General features: G+C 66.4%; 19 protein-coding genes. 7 read left to right on the top strand and 12 right to left on the bottom strand.

Going from position 1 to position 21297, the window contains the following annotated elements; translation table 11 throughout:
* Positions 1-12: 12 nt before the first annotated feature.
* From ptsP to ACQCSY_RS10650, 3 genes are all read left to right on the top strand, one after another.
* Positions 13-1698 carry a phosphoenolpyruvate--protein phosphotransferase gene (ptsP, locus tag ACQCSY_RS10660; RefSeq protein WP_427135480.1) on the top strand — a complete coding sequence of 562 codons (1686 nt, stop codon included), beginning with the start codon at positions 13-15 and terminating at the stop codon, positions 1696-1698.
* A gap of 37 nt (positions 1699-1735) precedes the next feature.
* On the top strand, positions 1736-2158 hold the full coding sequence (locus ACQCSY_RS10655) for a helix-turn-helix domain-containing protein (RefSeq protein ID WP_427135478.1): 423 nt from the start codon (positions 1736-1738) through the stop codon (positions 2156-2158).
* A 74-nt stretch (positions 2159-2232) separates the two neighbouring features.
* On the top strand, positions 2233-2508 hold the full coding sequence (locus ACQCSY_RS10650; RefSeq protein WP_427135476.1) for a hypothetical protein: 276 nt from the start codon (positions 2233-2235) through the stop codon (positions 2506-2508).
* 11 nt (positions 2509-2519) lie between these two features.
* Here ACQCSY_RS10650 and ACQCSY_RS10645 read toward each other — a convergent pair whose 3' ends face one another.
* The gene (locus ACQCSY_RS10645) at positions 2520-3740 is read right to left on the bottom strand and encodes a PucR family transcriptional regulator (protein ID WP_427135474.1); all 1221 of its coding nucleotides are present in this window, start codon (positions 3738-3740) and stop codon (positions 2520-2522) included.
* Positions 3741-3985: 245 nt separating this feature from the next.
* Between ACQCSY_RS10645 and ald the strand changes: the two genes are divergently transcribed.
* Positions 3986-5104, top strand: coding sequence for an alanine dehydrogenase (ald, locus tag ACQCSY_RS10640; RefSeq protein ID WP_427135472.1), 1119 nt, complete (start codon positions 3986-3988; stop codon positions 5102-5104).
* 74 nt (positions 5105-5178) lie between these two features.
* On the opposite strand, the gene ACQCSY_RS10635 is transcribed toward ald, so the two are convergent.
* From ACQCSY_RS10635 to ACQCSY_RS10610, 6 genes are all read right to left on the bottom strand, one after another.
* A complete protein-coding gene (locus tag ACQCSY_RS10635) occupies positions 5179-6234 on the bottom strand; it encodes a Gfo/Idh/MocA family protein (RefSeq protein ID WP_427135470.1) in 1056 nt (351 codons plus the stop codon).
* 10 nt (positions 6235-6244) lie between these two features.
* Entirely contained in the window at positions 6245-7948 is a 1704-nt protein-coding gene (locus ACQCSY_RS10630) for an ABC transporter family substrate-binding protein (RefSeq protein WP_427135468.1), read from the bottom strand.
* A gap of 46 nt (positions 7949-7994) precedes the next feature.
* Positions 7995-10217: a dipeptide ABC transporter ATP-binding protein gene (locus ACQCSY_RS10625; RefSeq protein WP_427135466.1), complete on the bottom strand. Its 2223-nt coding sequence runs from the start codon at positions 10215-10217 to the stop codon at positions 7995-7997.
* Positions 10214-11200, bottom strand: a complete 987-nt coding sequence (locus ACQCSY_RS10620) for an ABC transporter permease (protein ID WP_427135464.1) — start codon at positions 11198-11200, stop codon at positions 10214-10216. Before ACQCSY_RS10620 ends, ACQCSY_RS10625 begins: the two co-directional genes overlap by 4 nt.
* A gap of 2 nt (positions 11201-11202) precedes the next feature.
* Positions 11203-12189, bottom strand: coding sequence for an ABC transporter permease (locus ACQCSY_RS10615; protein WP_427135463.1), 987 nt, complete (start codon positions 12187-12189; stop codon positions 11203-11205).
* Between the two features lie 181 nt (positions 12190-12370).
* Positions 12371-12976: a TetR/AcrR family transcriptional regulator gene (locus ACQCSY_RS10610; protein ID WP_427135461.1), complete on the bottom strand. Its 606-nt coding sequence runs from the start codon at positions 12974-12976 to the stop codon at positions 12371-12373.
* 125 nt (positions 12977-13101) lie between these two features.
* Here ACQCSY_RS10610 and ACQCSY_RS10605 point away from each other — a divergent pair, with 125 nt between their 5' ends.
* The 3 genes from ACQCSY_RS10605 (at position 13102) to ACQCSY_RS10595 (ending at position 15632) form a co-directional block, all read left to right on the top strand.
* Positions 13102-13665, top strand: a complete 564-nt coding sequence (locus ACQCSY_RS10605; RefSeq protein WP_427135459.1) for an NAD(P)H-dependent oxidoreductase — start codon at positions 13102-13104, stop codon at positions 13663-13665.
* Between the two features lie 161 nt (positions 13666-13826).
* Positions 13827-15119, top strand: coding sequence for a PLP-dependent aminotransferase family protein (locus ACQCSY_RS10600; RefSeq protein ID WP_427135457.1), 1293 nt, complete (start codon positions 13827-13829; stop codon positions 15117-15119).
* 81 nt (positions 15120-15200) lie between these two features.
* On the top strand, positions 15201-15632 hold the full coding sequence (locus ACQCSY_RS10595; RefSeq protein ID WP_427135455.1) for a universal stress protein: 432 nt from the start codon (positions 15201-15203) through the stop codon (positions 15630-15632).
* A gap of 55 nt (positions 15633-15687) precedes the next feature.
* Here the strand turns inward: ACQCSY_RS10595 and ACQCSY_RS10590 are convergent, their stop codons facing one another.
* The 5 genes from ACQCSY_RS10590 to catA form a co-directional block, all read right to left on the bottom strand.
* Positions 15688-17289 (bottom strand): AMP-binding protein, encoded by a 1602-nt coding sequence (locus ACQCSY_RS10590; RefSeq protein WP_427135453.1) that lies wholly within the window; start codon positions 17287-17289, stop codon positions 15688-15690.
* 481 nt (positions 17290-17770) lie between these two features.
* Positions 17771-17917 carry a hypothetical protein gene (locus ACQCSY_RS10585; RefSeq protein WP_427135451.1) on the bottom strand — a complete coding sequence of 49 codons (147 nt, stop codon included), beginning with the start codon at positions 17915-17917 and terminating at the stop codon, positions 17771-17773.
* 64 nt (positions 17918-17981) lie between these two features.
* The gene (locus ACQCSY_RS10580; protein WP_427135449.1) at positions 17982-19496 is read right to left on the bottom strand and encodes a 4-hydroxyphenylacetate 3-hydroxylase family protein; all 1515 of its coding nucleotides are present in this window, start codon (positions 19494-19496) and stop codon (positions 17982-17984) included.
* Positions 19497-19661: 165 nt separating this feature from the next.
* Complete coding sequence (locus ACQCSY_RS10575) at positions 19662-20240, bottom strand: flavin reductase family protein (RefSeq protein WP_427135447.1); 579 nt, start codon at positions 20238-20240, stop codon at positions 19662-19664.
* Positions 20241-20390: 150 nt separating this feature from the next.
* Positions 20391-21239: a catechol 1,2-dioxygenase gene (gene catA / locus ACQCSY_RS10570; RefSeq protein WP_427135446.1), complete on the bottom strand. Its 849-nt coding sequence runs from the start codon at positions 21237-21239 to the stop codon at positions 20391-20393.
* Positions 21240-21297: the final 58 nt, after the last annotated feature.

Here is a 21297-nt window from a genome sequence, read left to right as displayed (position 1 = left end):
TGAGGACCTTCAGTGCAGAACTTCCCAGGAGTAGGCGTCAGCCCCGGCCGCATCATCGGCACCATCCGCCAGATGCCCAAACCCATCAGCGAGCCCCCTGCCGGGGAGCAACTGCCGGCCGGCGTCACCGCGGACGAAGGCACCGCGGCACTGAAGGCGGCTGCGAGGGCGGTCCATGACGAGCTCAAGGCCCGGTCCCAGACCGTCAGCGGCGACGGCAAGGCCGTCCTGGAAGCGACGGCGCTTATGGCCACCGACACCATGCTGCTGAAGTCCGCCGCCAAGCTGATCGGCCGCGGCACGTCCGGCCAGCGGGCCATCTGGGAGGCCGGCGCCTCCGTCTCGGAAATGCTGCACAACCTGGGCGGCTACATGGCAGAACGCGCCACCGACGTCCTGGACGTCCGGGCCCGGATCGTGGCCGAACTGCGTGGCGTTCCCGCCCCGGGCATTCCCGCCTCCGCCACCCCGTTCATCCTCATTGCCGAGGACCTGGCCCCTGCGGACACCGCCACACTGGATCCGGAGAAGATCCTGGCCCTCGTCACGGCCGGTGGCGGCCCGCAGTCCCACACCGCCATCATCGCCCGCTCCCTCGGCCTGCCCGCCGTGGTGGCCGCGACCGGCGTTGACCAGCTCGCTGACGGCACCGAGGTCTACGTGGACGGGGCCGCCGGCACCGTCACCGCGGACCCCGACGAGTCCCAGCGCGCCGCCGCAGCCCACTGGGGCGCCACAGCGTCGCTGCTGTCCGCGTTTGACGGCACAGGTTCGACGGCGGACGGCCACCTCGTCCCGCTCCTCGCCAACGTCGGCGGTGCCAAGGACGCCGCGGCCGCCGCGGGCCTGAACGCCCAGGGCGTCGGGCTGTTCCGGACCGAGTTCTGCTTCCTGGAGCGGGACACCGAACCCACCGTGGAAGAACAGGCCGCCGCCTACAAGGGCGTGTTCGATGCCTTCCCGGGCAAGAAGGTGGTGCTCCGGACGCTCGACGCCGGCGCGGACAAGCCGTTGCCCTTCCTGACCGACGCCACGGAACCCAACCCGGCTCTCGGCGTCCGCGGCTACCGGACAGACTTCACCTCCCCGGGCGTCCTGGAACGCCAGCTGCAGGCGATCGCCCTGGCCGACAAGGAATCCGAGGCCGACGTCTGGGTCATGGCGCCGATGATTTCCACTGCGGAGGAGGCAGCGCGCTTCGCCTCGCTGTGTGCCGAGGCCGGCATCAGGACGCCCGGCGTCATGGTGGAAGTGCCGTCGGCTGCCCTCACGGCCGAGGCCATCCTCCGGGAAGTCGCCTTTGCAAGCCTGGGCACAAACGACCTCACCCAGTACGCCATGGCCGCGGACCGCCAGCTCGGCCCGCTCGCCGCCCTCAACACCCCCTGGCAGCCTGCCGTGCTCCGGCTCGTGGGCCTGACGGTCGAAGGATCGGCGACAGAAGGCCACAACAAGCCGGTGGGCGTCTGCGGCGAGGCCGCGGCGGACCCGGCCCTCGCCGTCGTCCTCACCGGACTGGGCGTTTCCACGCTGTCCATGACGGCGCGCTCCCTCGCCGCCGTTGCCGCCGTGTTGAAGACCGTCACCCTGGCCGAGGCGCGGGAACTGGCCAAGCTGGCGCTGTCGGCGCCGAGCGCCACCGAGGCTCGCGCCTGGGTCAGGGCGAAGCTGCCGGTACTCGAGGAGCTCGGCCTGTAGCGGCGGGACCGAGGGCGGCCTCAGCTAGGATGCACGCATGGCACTGATAGCTCCCCGGGTGACGGCCGGACTCCCGGCCAACGACGCGCAGAAACTCCAGTACGCCCTCGGCGGCAGCCACGACGTCACCGTGTTCGTCGACGGCACCGTGCACCGGCTGCCGCCCCAGGCGAGGGACGCCGTCGTCGATCTGCTGAGCCGGTTCAGCAGGGGCGAGGCGGTGACGGTGAGCAGCGTCGAGGACATGCTGACCACCTCCCAGGCCGCGCAGCTGGCGGGGATCTCGCATACCTATCTCCGGAACATGACCGACCGCGGCGAGATCCCGGTGGAATACCGGGGCACGCACCGGCGGATCCGGCTCGCGGACATCATGGCTTGGCTCGAAACGCAGAAGAAGAACAATACTGCGGACGGTGCGCCGGCCCGCCAGGATGACGGCGGTACGGATGCTTCGTGAAGCAGTGATAAGGATCAAGCAACGATCCCGGTCCGGCGCGGAAACGCGGATGAGCCGGGGGTTACGCTTGAATTGTGGGTAAGTTCAGAGGGTGGCACATTGTGGCAGGCATCGCCGCCATGGTGCTGACCGGCATCCTCGGAACAGCCATGGGACTGAACAACACAGCCGCCTTCATGTCCAGTTGCGTCGCGTTCGTGGCCGTCTCCATGTGGATGGACAGCCGGATCACCCGCCACAGGCGGGAGACGGCGCGGGAGACAGCTCGGAACACCGCCCGCCAGCCCGGCGAGGACGTGGACCCGGCCCTTGATCCGGATACTCCTAAGCGCGACGGCCGCAGCTCCTAGCTCCGGAGTCCCTAGATCCGCGGCCTGCCGGCCCAGCGCCGCGCCTTGAGTGCCGCGTGGAGCTCCAGCCGCACCATCCCCTTGAGCGGGTCCACGCCCAACACCTGGCGAATCCTGCCCAGCCGGTTGTAGATGCTGCTCCGGTGCAGGTGCAGCTTGGTCGCGACCTCCTGGACGGAACCGTCGTTGTCATAGAACAGTTCCAGCACGGGCAGCAGTTCGTCGTTGCGGTCGTGGTCCTCGAGGAGGCGGAAATACACGGATCCCGAGTCCGCCCAGGCCCCCGCACCGCCGCCGGCTGAGGCCAGGAGCTGGTAGACGCCGGTGGCCCGGCAGTCGACGAGTTCGCCCAGTTGGGCGTCCACCGCCGCGGCCTGGGCCGCCTGCCTCGACTCCCGGTAGGCCTCGGCCATCTCACGGGGCCTGGCGAAGCCCTCGCTGGTGCCCAGGATGATCCTCCTGACAGTCCGTCCCGAGCGTTTGGCCAGTTCCAGCTGGTAGTGGACCAACACCTGGGCGTGGTCCGCGCGCCCGGTGGACTCCTTGAAGAGCACGACGGCGTGGGTTTCCGTGCCGGCGCTGAACAGGGCCGCGTCCACCCCGATGGTGGCCTGCAGCGCCGCGGAGCGGTGGATCAGCGTGGCGGCGATGGGGTCCGAGCCTTCAGCCCAGCCGTCGGCATCCAGCACGGTCACAAGCTGCCAGGGACCGCGGCCCTGCACTTCCTTCCAGCCGGCCACAGCGGCCACCGCGTTCGCCTCGCCGGCGCAGGCGGCGAGGAATTCCTGCTCGCGGCGCCGGCGGAACTCGGACTCGGCGGTGTTGGAGTCCAGCAGCAGGGCGGACAGGTGCTCCAGCTCGCGTGCCACGTCCGGCAGCTGGGCGAGGACCGACGTCGCACTGGGCTCCTCGGGGTCCAGCTGGACCCACAGGTATCCCACCCGGAAGCCGCGCACCAACAGCGGCACGCAGACCCGCCCCAGCATCCCGAGCTCCTCGTTCGCCGGCACGACGACGGGGCGCACCGCCGTCGCGATCCCGTGGGAGAGCTGCCAGGCGCTGACATCCACCGGTACCCTCTTGCTGAGCAGGAAGTTCACCCGGACCCGGTCCGCGTGCGATTGATTGGAGCTGTAGGCGAGGAGCAGTCCGTCGAGATCCTCGAGTGAGAGCCCGCGGCCCAGCCTGAGTGCCACCCGTTCCACGAGCTGCTCCACGTCCTGCTGCTGCATGCTGCCAGACTACTGCCCCGGCCCGCCGTCCCGCGAATGCCACAGCGAACGGACAGCAGCCGACACCTGACGCTTGCGCTCTCGACAAATGTCTACCTCACGATTTCGAAAACCCCGGAAAGACGGGGGCGGCGGCGCCTGCCCGGGACCGGCGCCTGTCGTGTGCCTCACAGCTGGATCTATTCTGGAAATACGAATCCCCCGAACACCCAGGCCCGCAAAGCCGCCACCACTGGAGCCCAAAAATGATCATCGGTGTCCCCAAAGAGATCAAGAACAACGAATTCCGCGTCGCCATCACGGCCGCGGGCGTTCACGAATTCCGCACCCACGGCCACATCGTCCTGGTGGAGCGCGGCGCAGGCCTGGGTTCCGGCATCACGGACGAGGAATACGCCATTGCCGGCGCGGAGATAGTTGCCGAAGCCGATGACGTCTGGTCCCGCGCTGACATGGTCATGAAGGTCAAGGAGCCTGTCAAGGCCGAATACCACCGCTTCCACAAGGGCCTGATCCTCTTCACCTACCTGCACCTGGCCGCCGAGCCGGAACTGACCCAGGAGCTCATCAACTCCGGCGTCACCGCCATCGCGTACGAGACCGTCCAGGAGGGCCGCTCACTGCCGCTGCTGGCCCCGATGTCCGAGGTTGCCGGCCGCCTGTCCGTGCAGGTCGGCGCGACGTCGCTGATGGCTCCGGCCGGCGGCAAGGGTGTGCTGCTCGGCGGCGTACCGGGCGTCCGCCCGGCCAAGGTCGTTGTCCTCGGCGCCGGTGTTGCCGGAACCAACGCCGCAGCCATGGCGCTGGGCCTCGGCGCCGACGTCACCATCCTGGACATCAACATCAACCGCCTCCGCGAACTGGACGCCCAGTACCAGGGCCGCCTGAAGACCGTGGCCTCCAACGCCTACGAGATCGAGAAGTCGGTTGTCGACGCCGACCTCGTGATCGGTTCCGTGCTGATCCCCGGCGCCAAGGCACCGAAGCTGGTCACGAACGAACTCGTGTCCCGCATGAAGCCAGGCTCCGTGCTGGTGGACATCGCGGTAGACCAGGGCGGCTGCTTCGAGGACACGCACCCCACCACGCACCAGGAACCGACGTACAAGGTCCACAACACGATCTTCTACTGCGTCGCCAACATGCCCGGCGCCGTCCCGAACACGTCCACCTACGCGCTGACCAACGTCACCCTGCGCTACGGGGTGGCCCTGGCCAACCTGGGCGTCTCCGCTGCCTTTGAGCGCGACGCCGCCCTGGCCGCCGGCCTCAACATCGCCGCCGGCAAGGTCGCGCACCGCTCGGTCTCCGAGGCGCACAACCTTCCCCTCGTGACCGACTGGCACGAGCTGGTCTCCGCTTAGTTTCCCCGATCGGCTGCTCCGTAACTGCCCTTTTGGACCCCCAGAACGGCAGTTGCGGAGCAGTCGATTGCTGTTTAACCCAGTGAACGGGCCTGTTCGATCAGCCGCAGCACTTCGACCGGTCCGGCCGGATCCACCGGGACGGGCAGCGCCGAGGCAGCACCGCCGTCGGCGATCTTGTCCGCCAGGATCCGGTAGAACTCCGGGTAGGCCCCGCGTTCGGTGGGCAGCCGGTCCAGGTGCCCGTCCCTGCCGAGCATTCCGGCCCAGTCCCGGTCCTCGACGCCGTATTCGGCATCCAGCGGGCTTCCGCCGGCCACGATGTACGGCTCCTGCGGGTCGACGCCATGCTTGGTGAACCCTCCCTCGCTGCCCAGCAGACGGTAGCGCGGCCCCTGCTGGGCGCAGAGCATGTTCATCCACAGATGGCTGCTCACCCCGGAGTCGTGCCGCAGGGCCAGGAACACGTCGTCATCCACCTTCTCCCCCGGCCGGCGGGCCTGCAGCTCTGCGTGGGTGACCGTGGCCGGACCGAAGAGCTGCACGGCCTGGTCCAGCAGGTGGGTGCCGAGGTCGAACAGGACGCCGCCGCCGTCGTCCGCCGTCGCGGCCGCCTTCCAGGCCTTGGCGACCGCCGGCGACCAGCGCTCGAAGCGCGATTCAAAGCGCGTGACGGTGCCGAGGACGCCGCTCCCCAGCAGGGCCTTGACCGTCAGGAAGTCACCGTCCCAGCGCCGGTTCTGGAACACTGTCAGCACCCGCCCCAGCCGCGCGGCGAGTTCGGTCAACTCCTGACCCTCGGCGCTGCGCACCGTAAACGGCTTGTCGACGACGACGTCGAGTCCGGCTTCCAGCGCGGCCTTCGCGAGCGGGTAGTGGGTGGCGGGCGGCGTCCCCAGCACCAGCAGGTCCACGTCGCCGGCAAGCTCCAGGATCTCCGCCGGGGTGTCCACGATCCTGGCCCCCGGGTAGCGGGCGGCCGCCGCGGACTTCCTGCCGGCGTCGGACGTGGAGATCACGTCGAGGGAAAATGCGGGATTTGCCGCGATCAGCGGCGCATGGAAGACGCTGCCGGAAAGGCCGAAGCCGGCCACGGCAGCACGGAAAGGCACGGCGGGATCAGAGGTCATGGCTCCTACGCTACTTCTTCTTTTCCCAGCCGAGGGTAGTCCAGTCCGGAACCTGGGAGAAGCTCTTGAACAGTGACGGGCCGAAGTTGGCCAGACCCGTGCGCACGAATGAGATCTGCGGGCCGTTCAACACGGGACCCAAGGAGAAGTACTTCGCCATGTACCTCTTTTCAACCTCCATGGCCGCCTTGTTGCGTTCCGCGTTGTCGGCAATGCTGGGCAGCTTCTTGATGTCGGCGTCCAGCTCGGCGTCGCCGAGCTGGTTCTGGTTTGTCGTGGAATCGTAGAACTGCTTGACGGTCTCGGTGGCGTCGGGGCCGACGGTGTAGCCGGAGACGGCCAGGAAGAAGTCGCGGCTGCCCATGACCTTGCCGAAGTCGGCGGAACCTCGCTGGTCGATTCCGACGTCCATCCCGCCGGCCTGGAGCTGCTTCTGAAGCGTCTGCGTGAAGGCCAGGATAGTGGGATCGTCACCGAAGTTGGTGATGGTGAATGCGGCGCGGACGCCGTCCTTCTCCATGATGCCGGCGGCGTTGGCCTGGTAACCCGCGTCACTCAGGACCTTCTTGGCGGCGTCCGCGCCGGTTTCCTTGACGGGGTAGTTGTCCTGGTAGTACTTCGAGAACGGCAGCAGCATCATCGATCCGGAACTGACCTCGTCCCAGTTCAGGCCGTTGAAGCGGACCTTACGCAGTGCTTCGCGGTCCACGGCGGTGAAGATCGCCTTGCGGATTGCGACGTCGGTCAGCGGTGCCTTCTGGGCGTTGATGTTCAGGCCACCGGCGAACAGGCGCTGGCCACGCCGGACCTCGGAGTTCTTGGTGCCCTCCAGCTGCTTGTACGGGGTGATCGCGTTGGCGGAGACGGCGTCGATTTCACCGTTCTTGAACGCGGCGATCGCGGCGCTGCTCTCCAGCTGGCGGAACACGACCTTGTTCAGGACCGGCTTGTTGCCCCACCATTTGTCGTTCGGGACCAGGGTGACAGTCTTGGCGGCACTGTCGTACTGGTCCAGCCTGAACGGGCCGGCCATCCACTCCGGGTGCATTTCACCGTTGAATCCGTCATTGAAGATTGCCGGGGTGTTGACCTTCGGATGGACGAAACCGGCGAAAAGGGAGTCCAGCGGGTAGACGGGCTGGGTGGTGGTGACAATGACTTCCTTGTCGTTTGCGCCGGCCTTCACGGAATCAACGAACGCGTAGGCGCCGGAGGTGACGATGTCGATGTCCTTGTTTTCGCCCTTGAGCATCTGCCAGGTGTTCTGGAAGGTCTTGACGTCGATCGGCGTTCCGTCGTTGTACGTGGCCTTCTCGTTCACCTTGATGGTGATGGTCTGCTTGCCGTCCTTGATTTCGCTCTTGACGTCTTCGCAAAAATCCTTGTCCGGCGTGGCCGTGCCGTCGAAGTCGTAGTTCCAGCAGCCGGCCTGGTCCATTGGGGCGTGCAGCGCGGTGTTGTCTCCGCTGTTGCCGTTGTTGGAGAATCCGTTGAAGTCCGGTCCGATGTTGCCCAGCGGCAACGTCACGGTACCGCCCGGCTCGAGGTCCTTGGCGTCCTTCGCGTTGATGCTGACGAGCTTGGCAAGATCGCCTCCCGCGTCCTGGCCCTTGCCGGCTTCGGGACCGGAGGCCTTGCCGCCGTTGCCGCAGCCGGTCAGCGCAAGCGCCGCCACGAGGGCGGTCACGCCGCCGATCTTTGTCAGATTCTTCATAGTTCCCCTTTGGTACGAGTTGTCGTGCAAGTTCGGATCAGTAAGCTCAGTTGGTTTCGTGGACCACCAGCAGGTCCGCGTCCAGTTCGCCGTCGGGGTAGAAACACGCGAACTGCTGGTCCGGGTGCTGCGCCGGGGCACCGGCGTCCGGGTCCGCGGTATCCGATTCCAGCGGGGGCTCCAGCGTCAGGCACTTCTCCTGCTTTGCCGGGGGAAGTGCGGCGAATACCGGGCAGCGGGAGGCGAAGTTGCAGCCCTTGGGGGCATCCAGCGGCGAGGGCAGGTCCCCTTTCAGGATGATGCGTTCGCGGGTGCGTTCCAGCTGCGGGTCCGGGACTGGAATCGCGGACAGCAGCGCCCGGGTGTACGGGTGGCGGGGGTTGTCGAAGACGCTGTCGACGTCCCCGATCTCCACGATTTTGCCCAGGTACATCACGGCCACCCGATTGGAGATGTGGCGCACCACGGACAGGTCATGGGCCACCATGAGGTAGCTCAGGCCGAGTTCGGCGCGGAGCTTGTCCAGGAGGTTGATGACGCCGGCCTGGACGGAGACATCCAGGGCGGACACCGGCTCGTCGAGAACCACCAGCTTGGGGTTCACAGCCAGGGCGCGGGCGATGCCGATGCGCTGGCGCTGGCCGCCGGAGAACTGGTTGGGGAAGCGGTTGACGTGGTCCGGCTGGAGGCCCACGAGCTCCATAAGTTCCATGATCCGCTTCCGGATGGCCGGCTTGGCCATCCCGGAGTTTTCCAGCGGCTCGGAGAGGACCTCGTACACGGTGAAACGTGGATCCAGTGCGCCGGTGGGGTCCTGGAACACCATCTGGAGTTCCTTGCGCATGGCGGCCTTGGTCCTGCCGTCTGCAGCCGCCTTGTTGCTCAGCCCGCCGATGACCACCTCGCCGTCCTGGTCCTTTCGGAATTCCATGATTTCCAGCAGCGTCGTGGTCTTTCCGCAGCCGGACTCGCCCACGATCGAGAAGCACTCGCCCTCGCGGATGTCGAAGCTCAGCCCGTCCACCGCCTTGACCGCGCCGATCCGGCGCTTGATCAGCGAGCCCTTCAGGAGCGGGAAGTGCTTCCTGACGTCCCTGAGCTCGAGCACGGCCTTCCGCTGTTCCCGGGGAATGGCGTCAAAGCGGGAGACCGGGACGGCCGGGGCGGAGAAGATCTCGTGCACGTCAACGCCGGCCGCGAGCGAATCGGACTTGATGCAGGCGGCCTTGTGGCCGGGGCTGTCTGGGACTCCCGAGAGGGCAGGTTCGCCGGCCAGGCAGGCGTCGCCGGCCAGGGGGCAGCGCGGCGCGAAGGAGCAGCCCGTGGGGGCGTCGATCAGCTTCGGCGGGATGCCCTCGATGGGGATCAGGGAGGTCTTCCCCGCCGCGTCCACGCGCGGCACGGCGCCGAGCAGCCCCATCGTGTACGGCATGCGGGGGTTGTAGTAGATGTCCTCCACCGTGCCGGTCTCCACCGGCCTGCCGGCATACATCACCACGATGTCGTCGGCCATGCCGGCGACCACGCCGAGGTCGTGCGTGATCATGACGACGGCGGCGCCGGTTTCCTCCTGCGCGGTGTGCAGCACCTCGAGCACCTGCGCCTGGATGGTGACGTCCAGCGCCGTCGTCGGCTCATCGGCGATGAGCACCCGGGGGTTGTTGGCGATCGCGATGGCGATCATGACGCGCTGGCGCATGCCGCCCGAGAACTCGTGCGGGAAGGCCTTGAACCGGTCCTTCGGGCTGGGGATGCCCACCATGCCCAGCAGTTCGACGGCGCGCGCCGCCTTGGCCTGCTTGCTCATGGTCGGGTTGTGGACCGTCAGGGCCTCGATGATCTGGTTGCCGACCGTGAAGACCGGGGTCAGCGAGGACAGCGGGTCCTGGAACACCATGGAGATATCGTTGCCGCGGTACTGGCACATGGCCTTGTCACTCAGGCCCAGCAGTTCCTTTCCGAGCAGACGGACGGAGCCGCCGATCTCCGCGGTGGAGGGCAGCAGGCCCATGATGGCCATGGACGTGACGGACTTGCCGGAACCGGATTCGCCCACGATGCCCAGCGTCTTGCCCGGCAGGAGGTCGAAGTCGACGCCGCGGACGGCGTGCACCACCCCGTTCTCCGTATTGAAGCGGACGTTGAGGTCCCGGACGGAAAGGACGGCATCCGTGGGGGCGTGACGTCCGGCCACGTGCAGGCGCTCGACTGTCGACTTGCCGGTTGACTTGTCGGATTCGGCGGACTGGGCGGTGACTTCGCTGCTCATTTGCTTTTCTTTTTCACGGTCTTCTTTGCGTTGCTCCTATTGGCGCTGCCAATGGAGCTGGAGTTGGGGTCGAACGCGTCACGCAGGCCGTCGTTCATCATGGCCAGCGAACCGGTCAGCAGGAACATGACCACCAGCGGCACCCAGAACATCCACGGGAAGGTGGAGACCTGGGACGTCGCCTGGCCGATCAGCACGCCCAGGCTCACATCCGGGACCTTGATGCCGATGCCGATGAAGGAGAAGGCGACTTCGGCGAGGATGGCGCCGGTGACGCCGCGGGTAATGTCCAGGACCAGCAACGAGCCGATGTTGGGGATGAGGTGCCGCCACACGATCCGGCGCGCCGGGATCCCCATGTATTGGGCCGCCTTGACGAAGTCGCGCTGCATGAGGGACATCGAGAGGGACCGGATGAGGCGGGCGGTGCCCATCCAGCTGAAGACCAGCAGGACGATGATCAGCAGCAGCCAGCTGGGGAGGGTGTTCTTCAGGCCGTTGCCGCCGCCGCTCGTGGCCACGGCCACCACCAGCAGGGCCGGCATCATGATCAGGGCCTCGAGGATGAACAGCATGACCTTGTCCACCTTCCCGCCGAAATAGGCCATGGTGCAGCCGTAGACGGCGGCGATCAGGACCGATACGAGGCCCACCACCAGGCCGATGAGGATCGAGACCCGGGTGCCTTCCACGGTCAGGGCGCAGAGGTCGATCCCGGCCTGGGAGGTGCCCAGCAGGTGCTCCCCGGACGGTCCCATGCCGATGTTGAAGGGGTCGATGGTCTCCTTGTTCCAACTGCTGAAAGCGCCGCCGACAAAGGAAAGGACGGTCAGGGCCAGGAAGATGGCCAGGCCGGCGACGGCGGTCTTGTTACGCAGGAAGCGCCGTAGGATGATCCGCGACTTGGCGATGACGACGTCGTCGTTCTCGATCTTGGCCTCGGCGGCGACGGCGGCCGGGTCGATGGAGTTCAGGTTGGTCATGGCTACTGCACCCTTACCCTGGGGTCGACCAGCGTGGTGGCGAAGTCCGCGAGAATGGCCCCGATCGCGAAGATCAGGGAGCCGTACGCGAGGGTCGCCGTCGCCGCGTTGACGTCCTGCAGGGCGATCGAGTCGATGGACCAGGCACCGATGCCGTGCCAGGCGAAGATCTTCTCCGCAAAGAAGCCGCCGGCAAAGATGGCCGGGATGGTGAACGCAATGCTCTGCGCCACGGGGATGAAGGACACGCGCAGGGCGTGGCGGGTGATGGCCTGGTTGCGGGTCAGCCCCTTGGCCCGCGCCGTCCGGACGAAGTCCGCGTTGACATTGTCCAGCAGGTACTGACGCTGGGCGATCTGGTACGCGCCCCAGCCCACGATCGTGATGGCGAAGGTCGGCACCGCATAGTGGGCCAGCAGGTCGACGAACAGGGCCCAGCCGTCCCCATCCAGGCCCGGGGTGGAGACGCCGGTGACGAACAGGATGCGGTCGCCCACGGCCTCGTTGATGCTGATGGCACCGAGTTGCACCAGGAAGTAGGCGATCGGCGCAGGAACGATGTACATCAGGTAGCTGTAGGAGGTGATCACCCTGTCCGAGGCCTTGTACTGCCGCGCGGCGGTGTACACGCCCAGGGCGACGCCGATGACCAGGGTCAGGATGATCGCGGCAAGGAACAGGCGCGTTGAGATCAGCACGCGGTCGCCGAACTCGGCATTGATGAAGGCCCCGTTGGGGCTCCGTCCCCAGTCCCATCGGGTGACGATCCCGGTGACCCAGTTAACGTAGCGCTCCCACGGGCTGAGGGTCGGGTCGAGGCCCTTCAGCCGAAAGGAATTGACCACTTGTTCGGGGGTGGGCCGCGGAATCCGCTCCTGCTCGAGCAGCGCCGGCTGCAGGGTGCTCACAGCCAGAAGATACCCGGCACTGGTGGTCAGGAAGATCATAAAGACATACGTGATGGCGCGTTTTGCGAGATATCGGAGCATGAGTCGATTAGTTCTGAATGGCCGTTGTCTGTGCGGTTCCGGGCATCGCGGGTCCGGCTGGAAGGGCCTGACTGCACGCCGGGATGATTACATTATTCACAACTTCGGTCCTTCCGTCGCCCCCGGCCTGCAGGGGATTCAGCCGCTGCTCCGGGATCTTTGGCCTGCAGTCAGTGCCAGCCTACGCTCCGCGCACTATCCGCGTGACAAGCTCTCGCCACGTCTCCGCGAGCCGATCCGGCGCTATCCCGTGCACGCCGACGGCGTGCAGCAGGAGCTCCGGCTCCAGCGCCGCGCCCAGGGCCGATGCCAGGAGCCACTGATCCGCCGTGACACCGGCTTCGCGCAGCAGCATCTCAAGGTGCCGGTGCCACAGCACGGCCGCCGGCACATCGAACCTGTTGTGGGCGGACTCATCGGCGGCCCGGGCCAGCTCCCCGAATTCCAGGATCCAGGTGATGCGTTCCGTGCCGACGGCGATCAGCCGCTCCAGCGGCGGAGCCCCGGGGCCCACCGGCGGCGGCCCGAACATGAACCGGCCCTGGAATTCCGCCTCGGCATCGCTGAGCAGCGTCATCATCAGCCCGGCGCGGCTGCCGAACCGCCGGAACACCGTGCCCTTGCCGACGCCGGCGCGCCGGGCCACCCGGTCCATTGTGAGACCGTCAGCGCCGGATTCCTCGATGATCTCCCTGGCGGCACAGAGCAGGAGTTCGCGGTTCCTCGCGGCATCGCGGCGTTCGGTGTCCGCACCGGGCGCGTGGGAGCGGATTGGGATGAGGCTCACATCGCTTATTCTAGCCCCGGGGAATATTAACCGGACCGCAGTCCGTTTAGCTCCAGTGAAGGCCCCAAAGCCTCGAAGATCAGCCAGCCGCCGGAACCTCCGCGGCGCGATGAATAGGAGTTCATATGTCCAAGATCACCGTTCTCACCCTGGTCGGCAGCCTGCGCGCCGGCTCCACTAACCAGAAGCTCGCCGAGGCCATCCAGCTGAACGCGCCGGAGCAGGTTGACGTTGTCATCCATGACAGCCTCGGCAACATCCCGTTCTACAACGAGGACATCGACGTCGAGGGCCAGGTTCCCGCCGCGGCAGCAGCACTGCGCGCCGCAGCGAACGACGCCGACACCATCCTCCTCGTCACCCCGGAGCACAACGGCACCGTCCCTGCCTCGCTCAAGAACGCCATCGACTGGCTGTCACGCCCGTTCGGCGCGGGTGCCCTCAACGGCAAGCCGACCGCCGTCGTCGGAACCGCCTTCGGACAGTTCGGCGGGGTCTGGGCACAGGATGAGGCCCGCAAGGCCGTCGGCATCGCCGGCGCCCGGGTCCTCGAGGACGTCAAGCTGGCCGTCCCCGGCTCCATGGTCCGCTTCGCCGAGGTCCACCCGAAGGACGACGCCGAGGTTGTCGAGCAGATCAAGGGCGTCTTCGATGCCCTCGCAACGGCACGGGTCGCCGAAGCAGCCTAGCTCCCCCGCATTTCCGGGTTCACCCCGCGACGCCCCCGGCAGCACCCCGCTGCCGGGGGCGTCGTGCGTTCCGGTTGACCGTTCCCGCCCCGGGCCTTCTTCTTCGGGATTTTGTGAACAAACGTTTCCCCTGGGGCAACATGCGTTGTATTCTTAGGAATGTGACTCACGAAACACTTGATGCCGCCGCAGATGTCCTTCCGGCCGAGGCAATTGATGCAATCGAACGTGCGGCTACGTCCGCCCACCGCCACGAGATCCTTTTCTCGGAGCGCGCAGCCAATATCAAGCAGTCAGCAGTCCGCGACGTCTTCGACATCTCGATGCGCCCCGGCCTCGTTTCGCTCGCCGGCGGCAGCCCGTACCTCCAGTCCCTCCCGCTGGAACGGCTCGGCCAGACAGCCGCCAGGATCATCGCCGACCAGGGAATGACCGCCCTGCAGTACGGCGGCGGCCAGGGCACGGAGGAACTCCGTACCCAGGTCTGCGAGGTAATGGCCGCGGAGGGGATCCTCACTGCCGACCCCGCGAACGTCGTGATCACCGCAGGCTCCCAGTCCGCCCAGGATGTTGCCACCAAGGTCTTCTGCAACCCGGGAGACGTCGTCCTCGTGGAGGATCCCACCTATGTGGGCGCCCTCAACACTTTCGAGGCGTACCAGGTGGAGGTCGAGACGGTGCCGATGGACGGGGACGGCATCATTCCGGATCTTCTCGAGGCCAGGATCGCGGCCCTCCAGGCCGCGGGCAAGAACATCAAGTTCCTCTACACGATCCCCAGCTTCAACAACCCGTCCGGCATCACCTTGTCCGGGGAGCGCCGCCAGCAGGTCGTCGATATATGCCGCCATGCGAATATATTGGTACTGGAGGACAATCCCTACGGCCTGCTCCGCTTCGACGGCAAGCCCCTGACCCCCTTGCGGGCCGCCAACCCGGACGACGTCATCTACATGGGCTCCTTCTCCAAGATCTTCGCGCCGGGCCTCAGGATCGGCTGGGCCCTCGTCCCGGCGCACCTGCAGCGCCGCTACTATCTGGCCTCGGAGGCCGTGACCCTGTGCCCGCCGACGCTCAACCAGATGCTAGTGTCCGCGTACCTGCGCGACTACGACTGGCGCGGCCAGATCGAGACGTACCGGGGGCTGTACAAGGAGCGCTGCGATGCCATGCTCGCCGCCCTGGACGAATTCATGCCCGAGGGCCTGAGCTGGACGCACCCCGAGGGCGGCTTCTTTGTCTGGGTCACGCTGCCCGACGGCGTGGACACCTACCCCTTGCTGAAGAAGGCCATCGACGCCGGGGTCGTGTTCATTCCGGGAGCGGCATTCACCCATTCGGACGAACCGTCCAACAAGATCCGCCTGGCATTCAGCGCCGTGCCGCCGGAATCCATCCAAGAAGGGGTCCGCCGGCTGGCGCCGGTCCTGCGGGAAGCCATCGCCGCACTGTAGCCTGAAGCGTCGTTGGTCCCTGACCGAAGACATGACCGAAGACGTTTGTTGACAGAGATTCCTAACCCAGAGGGGCAGTTCATGACCGGAATAATCGTTGTCGGTGTCGACGGAAGTGAGACTGCCCTGCGGGCGGCGCACACCGCGCGGGACCTGGCCGCATCTCTTGGGGCCGCACTCCACGTGGTCAGCGCCTTCGACAGTGACAGGACCGAGGTCTTCAGCAGCGGCGGCGACAAGTGGATCGTGTCGGACGCCGACAATGCAGAGAAGGTTGCGAAGAGCATCGCGGAGGGCCTGCGCTCGGCCGGCACTAACGTCACCTATGCCGCCGCACGCGGGAAGCCCGCGGAGGCCCTCATCAAGGAAGCCGAGCGTACCGGCGCCCAGATGATCGTGGTCGGCAACCGGCGCATGCGCGGGATCGGCCGGGTCCTCGGGAGCGTTGCGAACAGTGTGGCCCACAACGCTCCCTGCGACGTCTACATCGCCAAGACCGACTCCGCCGATTAGGCAGAGAAGCGCTAGGAAGAGAAGCGCTAGGCGGTGCAGCCCTAGGAAAAGAAGCCTAGGGCTGCACCGCCGGCTCGGCCGGCTTCAGCATCCGCCGCAGGATCTTGCCCGAGGAGGACTTCGGCACGGCGTCGATGAACTCCACGCGGCGGATCTTCTTGAACGCGGCCACCTTGGCTGCCACGAAGTCCATCACGGCGGCCTCATTCAGGGTGTCCCCCTCGGGCCCGGACTGGCGCACGACGAAAGCCATCGGCACTTCCTGGCCGTCGGCGTCGGGCGTCCCTATCACCGCGACATCAGCGATGCCGGGGTGCCTTAGGAGCAGCGCCTCAAGCTCCGCCGGGGCGATCTGGTAGCCCTTGTACTTAATGAGTTCCTTGAGCCGGTCCACGATGGTCACGACGCCGTCGGCGCGCACCGTGGCGATGTCGCCGGTGTGCAGGAAGCCCTCGGCATCGAGGGTGTCCGCGGTTTCCTCGGGCCGGTTGAGGTAGCCGAGCATCACGTTGGGTCCGCGGCACAGCAGGTGGCCCGGGGCGCTCGTGCCCTCGGCGGGGACCTCGATGTCCTCCCCGGTGGCCGGGTCCACCAGCCTGCAGTCCATGTTCGGCACCGTGTAACCGACCGAACTGACAGGCACGTCCGGGCCATCGCGTGGGATGACGTGGGACACTGGGCTCATCTCGGTCATGCCGTAGCCCTGCAGCACCCGGCAGCCGAGCCGTTCCGCCACCCTGGCCCCGAGTTCCCCGTCCAGAGGTGCCGCGCCGGACAGCGTGGTGTGCACGGAGCTGAGATCGTACTCGGCAACAAGCGGGTGCTTGGACAGCGCCACGGCCACCGGCGGGGCGATGAACAGGTAGCTGCACTTTTGGTCCTGGATGATGCGCAGGAACTCGGCGAGCTCGAACTTGGGCATCGTGACCAGGCGGGCCCGCTGGCGCAGGGCCAGGTTCAGCAGCACCGTCAGTCCATAGATATGGAAGAACGGCAGCAGCGCCAGCAGCCGGTCTTCGGGGCCGACATCGAGCAGGCCGCGGGACTGCTCCACGTTCGCCACGAGGTTCCTGTGGCTGAGCATGACCCCCTTGGGCCGGCCGGTGGTTCCGGAGGAATACGGCAACACCGCCACGTGCGTGGCCGGATCAAAAGAGACCTGCGGGGCCGGCGCGCCCGCGGTGAGGAGGTCACGCAGCGAAGGGTGGCCGTCGGCGCCGTCGAGCACCACCAGCCGTCCGGCCGGGATCCCGGTCCGGGCGGCGGCCTCGCGGGCGGCGGGCAGCAGCGCCGAGATGGTGAACAGCCAGCCGGCTCCGGCGTCGGTGAGCTGGCGGGCGATCTCATCCGCCGTGTACAGCGAGTTGACGGTGGTTACGGTGGCGCCGGACCGCAACAGGCCGTGGAAGACCACGGCGAACGCGGGGATGTTGGGGCACAGGATCGCGGCAACGCTGTCGACGCCCAGCCCCTGGGCGGCCACGGCGCCGGCGAGGGCATCGATCTGTCCGAGCAGTTCGCGGTAGCTGGTCTCCACGCCGCTTGTGCCGTCAACGACGGCGACCCGGTCCAGGTCCTCCTCCCGCAGGCCGCCAAAGAGGTAATCGTAAATGCTGAGATCGGGAACATCGACGTCGGGGAAGGGGCTCGAGAACACGCAACATCTCCTTTGATCCGCGTCCGCCGTGCTGGCGGCGGCTGGTGCCACTCTAGTGCCGTCCGCCGGGCACAGGAACCCCGCCGCTGGGATTCCCAGCGGCGGGGCTCCTGCGTTGGGCGCCCATCGATCGGAACCTGCTGCTCTTCGAAACCTGGATGGAGGGGATCCCGGGAGAGCTCACCGATTTCGGATCACCGCGCCCTCATCAAACAATTCGCCACCTGGCAGCATCTGCGCAGCACCACCTGGACCTTCGTGCGCTGGGCCGTCCGGAATCGTGCCGGGCCGCTTCCGGATCCGCGGGCTGCTGCTCTCAGGGCCAGCCGACATGCCTGTCCGGGACCGCACCATCTTCCGCCCTTTGACGACCAGCACGTGCATCTCGTCCTCGGAGCCTGGTCTTTCGCGGGCCGACTGCGAAGTTCTGGACGCTCTCACTGCCTCTTCAACTGTGCGTTCTTCTCTCGCGTTCACCTGCTCATTTGTGATTGACAGAATCAGTTTCGTATTGCCATCCGGCCCATGCCGTATGGACCAGCACCACCGCTTGTTGGTGCTCGGAGCCAACGGAAGGCAGTTCTGAGTGCTGGTGGGCGGTCTCGTCATTGACGCCGGATGTCGGCATGATGCCTCCTTCGCAGATACCCGGGCTGGCCGCCGTTGGGCAGCCCGGGCACCATTTTTGCTGGTTAGTTGCGTTTGAGGAAGAGGCTGACGTCGTCGTTGCTGATGAGGTCCGGCACGGTCCAGCCGTCGAGGTCGTACTCGGCCAGGCACTGGTCCGCGAAGCCCTTCATGTAGTCGGTGGTGCCCTGTGCCTGAGCGGCGAAGAGGATTTCGGCCTTCACGTTCTCGTGGTTGCCGGAGTAGTTCCGCTCGTAGAGCTCGTGCCGGCCGCCGAATTCGGTGCCGATGGAATCCCAGAGCAGCTTCATCAGCTTCACCCGGTCCACGGCCTCGACGCCGTCGGAGCCGCGGACGTACTTGTCCAGGTACGGCCGGATCTCCGGGGTCTTGAAGTCCAGTGCGGAGGAGTTCAGGTAGATCAGGCCCGAGGCGACGTCCTGTTCGATGATCTCCTTGATCCGCGGGTAGCCGATGGACATGAACATCCGGTAGGACAGGCCGTAGTCGAGCTTGGGCAGCACGGTGCCGTTGGGGCCGGCGTCGGGGTTCAGCGTCATGCCGTCGATCAGGGCGTAGAACATGTTGCGCCAGCCCAGGACCTCCCCGACCCGGGTCTGGACGCCGCGGAAGTCCTGCGTGCCGGCGATCTCCAGGGCCTTCATCAGCAGCCCTGCGATGAAGTCCAGCTTGGTCGCCAGCCGGATCACGCCCTGGAAGGTGAAGCGGTTGATGAACCCGGTCTGCGGGAAGAAGTTGTTGATCTTCTCCACGTCGCCGTAGGCGAAGACGTTCTCCCACGGGATCAGGACCTTGTCGAAGACGAACACGGAATCGTTCTCGTCCATCCGGCTCGAGAGCGGGTAGTCGAACGGAGTGCCCATCACCGCGGCCTGGTGGCTGTAGGAGGCCCGGCTGATCAGCTTCACGCCCGGCGCGTCCATCGGGACGGTACAGATCAGCGCGAATTCCTTGCGCTTGATCGGCAGCCCGTAGTGTGCGATGAAGTTGTAGTTGGTGATCGCGGATCCGGTGGCCACCACCTTGGCGCCGGAGACAATGAGTCCGGAGCCGGTTTCCTTCTCGACCTTCATGAATACGTCGCCGACCTGGTCCGGCGGCAGGTGGCGGTCCACCGGCGGGTTGATGATCGCGTGGTTCCAGTACAGGACCTTTTCCTGGGACTCCTTGTACCAGCGCTTGGCGTTCTCCTGGAACGGCTCGTAGAAGTCCGGCATGCCGCCCAGGGTGCCCAGGAAGGCCGCCTTGTAGTCCGGCGAACGTCCCAGCCAGCCGTAGCTCATCCGCGCCCAGGTCTCGATCGCGACGCGGTCCTGCTTGAGGTCCTCGACGCTGTGCGGGGTGCGGAAGAAGGACATCGTCTTGCCGCCGGAGCCGGTGTCGGTGGGCACCATGAGCTTGTCCTGCAGCTCGGGCTTGTGCATCGCGTCGTAAAGCCTCGCCGCCATCCGGATCGAGTTCCGGAACGCCGGGTGGGTCGTGACGTCCTTGACCCGCTCACCATAGATCCAGACCTCACGGTCATCCTGGAGCGACCTGATGTACTCATCCCCCGTCATCGGCATCAACGGATTCGCAGGCGTCGTCCTCTCCCCCATCGACGGAACCGCAGAGGGAGATGAAGCGGGATCGGAAGCGGGCGCTGATTGGTCAAGAATTTCGGTCATGATCGTCCCTTTCTGGGGAGGAATTAAGAGCTGTTAGCGGGTCTGGTCTGGCCAGGGCTAGAGGCTGTGAAGGGTCTTGAAGGATTTGGCGCCGGCGAACCAGCCGGATTCGGGCGCGTCCCCGGAGTGGTCCCACGGAGCCCCCTCGACGAACCGTCCTATCTGGCGGAATTTTCCGCCGAAGAACAGGAGCGGTTCGCGGTTGGTGATCTCAATGGAAGTGACTTCACCGACCACGATGATGTGGTCACCGCCGTCGTAGATGTTCCAGGGCCGGCATTCCAGCGTGGCTGCGTTCTTCAGCAGCACCGGAACGTTGCCGTCCAGGGTCCATTCGGGCTCCTCGTCCAGGACTTTCCCGGCGAAATGAAGGGCCACGTCCATTTGTTCCAGGGAGAGGATGTTGATGGCGAAGGGGGCACCTTCGAGGTAGCGGGCAGCCCGCGAGGTGCGGGTCAGCGTCACCTGGGCCAGCGGCGGATCAAGGGAGACAGCGGTGAAGGCATTCACCGTGGCGCCGTGAGGGACGCCGTCCTCCGACCGGCACGTTACTACTGTGACCCCTGTGGCGAACGTCCCGAACGCGTGGCGCAGTTCGCGGGTGTCGATAGGGGTCATGACTGCTTCCTGAGTCACTGACGCCTCCTTAGCTAGGACCTGATTTTGGCAAGGCGGCATCAGGGCGGGCCGTGCGGGTTGGATGACGGGCGGCGGAATTACCGCCACCCGTCGGCGTCGGGGGCTGCGCCCGGGCGGGCCGGCTCAGTCCAGGAGGTCCGTCCTGCGTTAGTCCTGGGGATCGAGGATGAAGTCGTAGGTGACTTCACGGCCGTTACCGTCCGCGCGCTCGGTGGGTGTGAGGATGAGTTCGGGCTTCACGGCCGAGGCGATGTCGTCGGCGACGTGCTCGTCACCCTGGAAGTACAGCTGGGTGGTGATGAGCTGGTGCCCTGGTGCCGAGACCTTCAGGTGCAGGTGGGCCGGCCGCCAGGCATGCCAGCCGGCGGCGGCGATGAGTGCTCCGCAGGCGCCGTCGGTGGGGATCTGGTAGGGCGCGGGCTGTATGGTGTTGATCTGGAAGTTGCCCTGGCCGTCGGCGATGATGGAGCCGCGGAGGTTCCATTCCGGCAGGCCCGGCGCGAACTGGGAGTAGAAGCCGAGGTCGTCGGCGTGCCACAGTTCGATCAGCGCGCCCGGAAGGGATTCACCGGCGACGCTCCTGACCTGGCCTTGGAACAGCAGCGGGGTGCCCGGCTCGTCGTCGCGCATGGGCACCGTGGCCGGGCTGTTCTGGGAGGGGGCGTCCGGGATGTAGTAGGGGCCCTCGATGGTTCCCTTGGAGCCGTGCCGGTTGGCGTTGGCAACCTCTTCGACGCAGTGCTCGACCCAGACGTCCAGGAACAGCGGCCATTCCCCGTCTTCTCCGACTTTGATGAGCCAGGCCTTGAAGGCGTTGTATTCGTCGTAGGTGACTTTTTCGTCGATGACGGTGTCGTTAATCGCCTTGATGACCCGGCCGGCGATCGCGCTGACGCGTTCCTGGCTGGTGGCGGCAGCAAGGTGCTTGTTTCCCCTGAAGCGGGCGGTTGCCCCTGCGCCTGAAGCGGCGGCGGTGGCCTGGGTTTCCGTCGTCATAGTGACTCCTTTGTCAAAAACGTGTGTCGATGCATGGTGGGTGGGTTCCGGAGGGTTG

It is taken from the genome of Pseudarthrobacter sp. S9 (assembly GCF_050156545.1).
In the GTDB taxonomy this organism is placed as follows: Bacteria; Actinomycetota; Actinomycetes; order Actinomycetales; family Micrococcaceae; genus Arthrobacter.
This window is presented reverse-complemented; position numbering and strand designations above follow the sequence as displayed.

What these genes read in the sequence shown, in the direction of transcription:
- ACQCSY_RS10655 (WP_427135478.1), top strand. Translation starts at nt 1,736, where the DNA reads ATGGCACTGATAGCTCCCCGGGTGACGGCCGGACTCCCGGCCAACGAC.
- ACQCSY_RS10645 (WP_427135474.1), bottom strand. Translation starts at nt 3,740, where the DNA reads ATGCAGCAGCAGGACGTGGAGCAGCTCGTGGAACGGGTGGCACTCAGG.
- ald (WP_427135472.1), top strand. Translation starts at nt 3,986, where the DNA reads ATGATCATCGGTGTCCCCAAAGAGATCAAGAACAACGAATTCCGCGTC.
- ACQCSY_RS10635 (WP_427135470.1), bottom strand. Translation starts at nt 6,234, where the DNA reads ATGACCTCTGATCCCGCCGTGCCTTTCCGTGCTGCCGTGGCCGGCTTC.
- ACQCSY_RS10630 (WP_427135468.1), bottom strand. Translation starts at nt 7,948, where the DNA reads ATGAAGAATCTGACAAAGATCGGCGGCGTGACCGCCCTCGTGGCGGCG.
- ACQCSY_RS10625 (WP_427135466.1), bottom strand. Translation starts at nt 10,217, where the DNA reads ATGAGCAGCGAAGTCACCGCCCAGTCCGCCGAATCCGACAAGTCAACC.
- ACQCSY_RS10620 (WP_427135464.1), bottom strand. Translation starts at nt 11,200, where the DNA reads ATGACCAACCTGAACTCCATCGACCCGGCCGCCGTCGCCGCCGAGGCC.
- ACQCSY_RS10615 (WP_427135463.1), bottom strand. Translation starts at nt 12,189, where the DNA reads ATGCTCCGATATCTCGCAAAACGCGCCATCACGTATGTCTTTATGATC.
- ACQCSY_RS10605 (WP_427135459.1), top strand. Translation starts at nt 13,102, where the DNA reads ATGTCCAAGATCACCGTTCTCACCCTGGTCGGCAGCCTGCGCGCCGGC.
- ACQCSY_RS10595 (WP_427135455.1), top strand. Translation starts at nt 15,201, where the DNA reads ATGACCGGAATAATCGTTGTCGGTGTCGACGGAAGTGAGACTGCCCTG.
- ACQCSY_RS10585 (WP_427135451.1), bottom strand. Translation starts at nt 17,917, where the DNA reads ATGCCGACATCCGGCGTCAATGACGAGACCGCCCACCAGCACTCAGAA.
- ACQCSY_RS10580 (WP_427135449.1), bottom strand. Translation starts at nt 19,496, where the DNA reads ATGACGGGGGATGAGTACATCAGGTCGCTCCAGGATGACCGTGAGGTC.
- catA (WP_427135446.1), bottom strand. Translation starts at nt 21,239, where the DNA reads ATGACGACGGAAACCCAGGCCACCGCCGCCGCTTCAGGCGCAGGGGCA.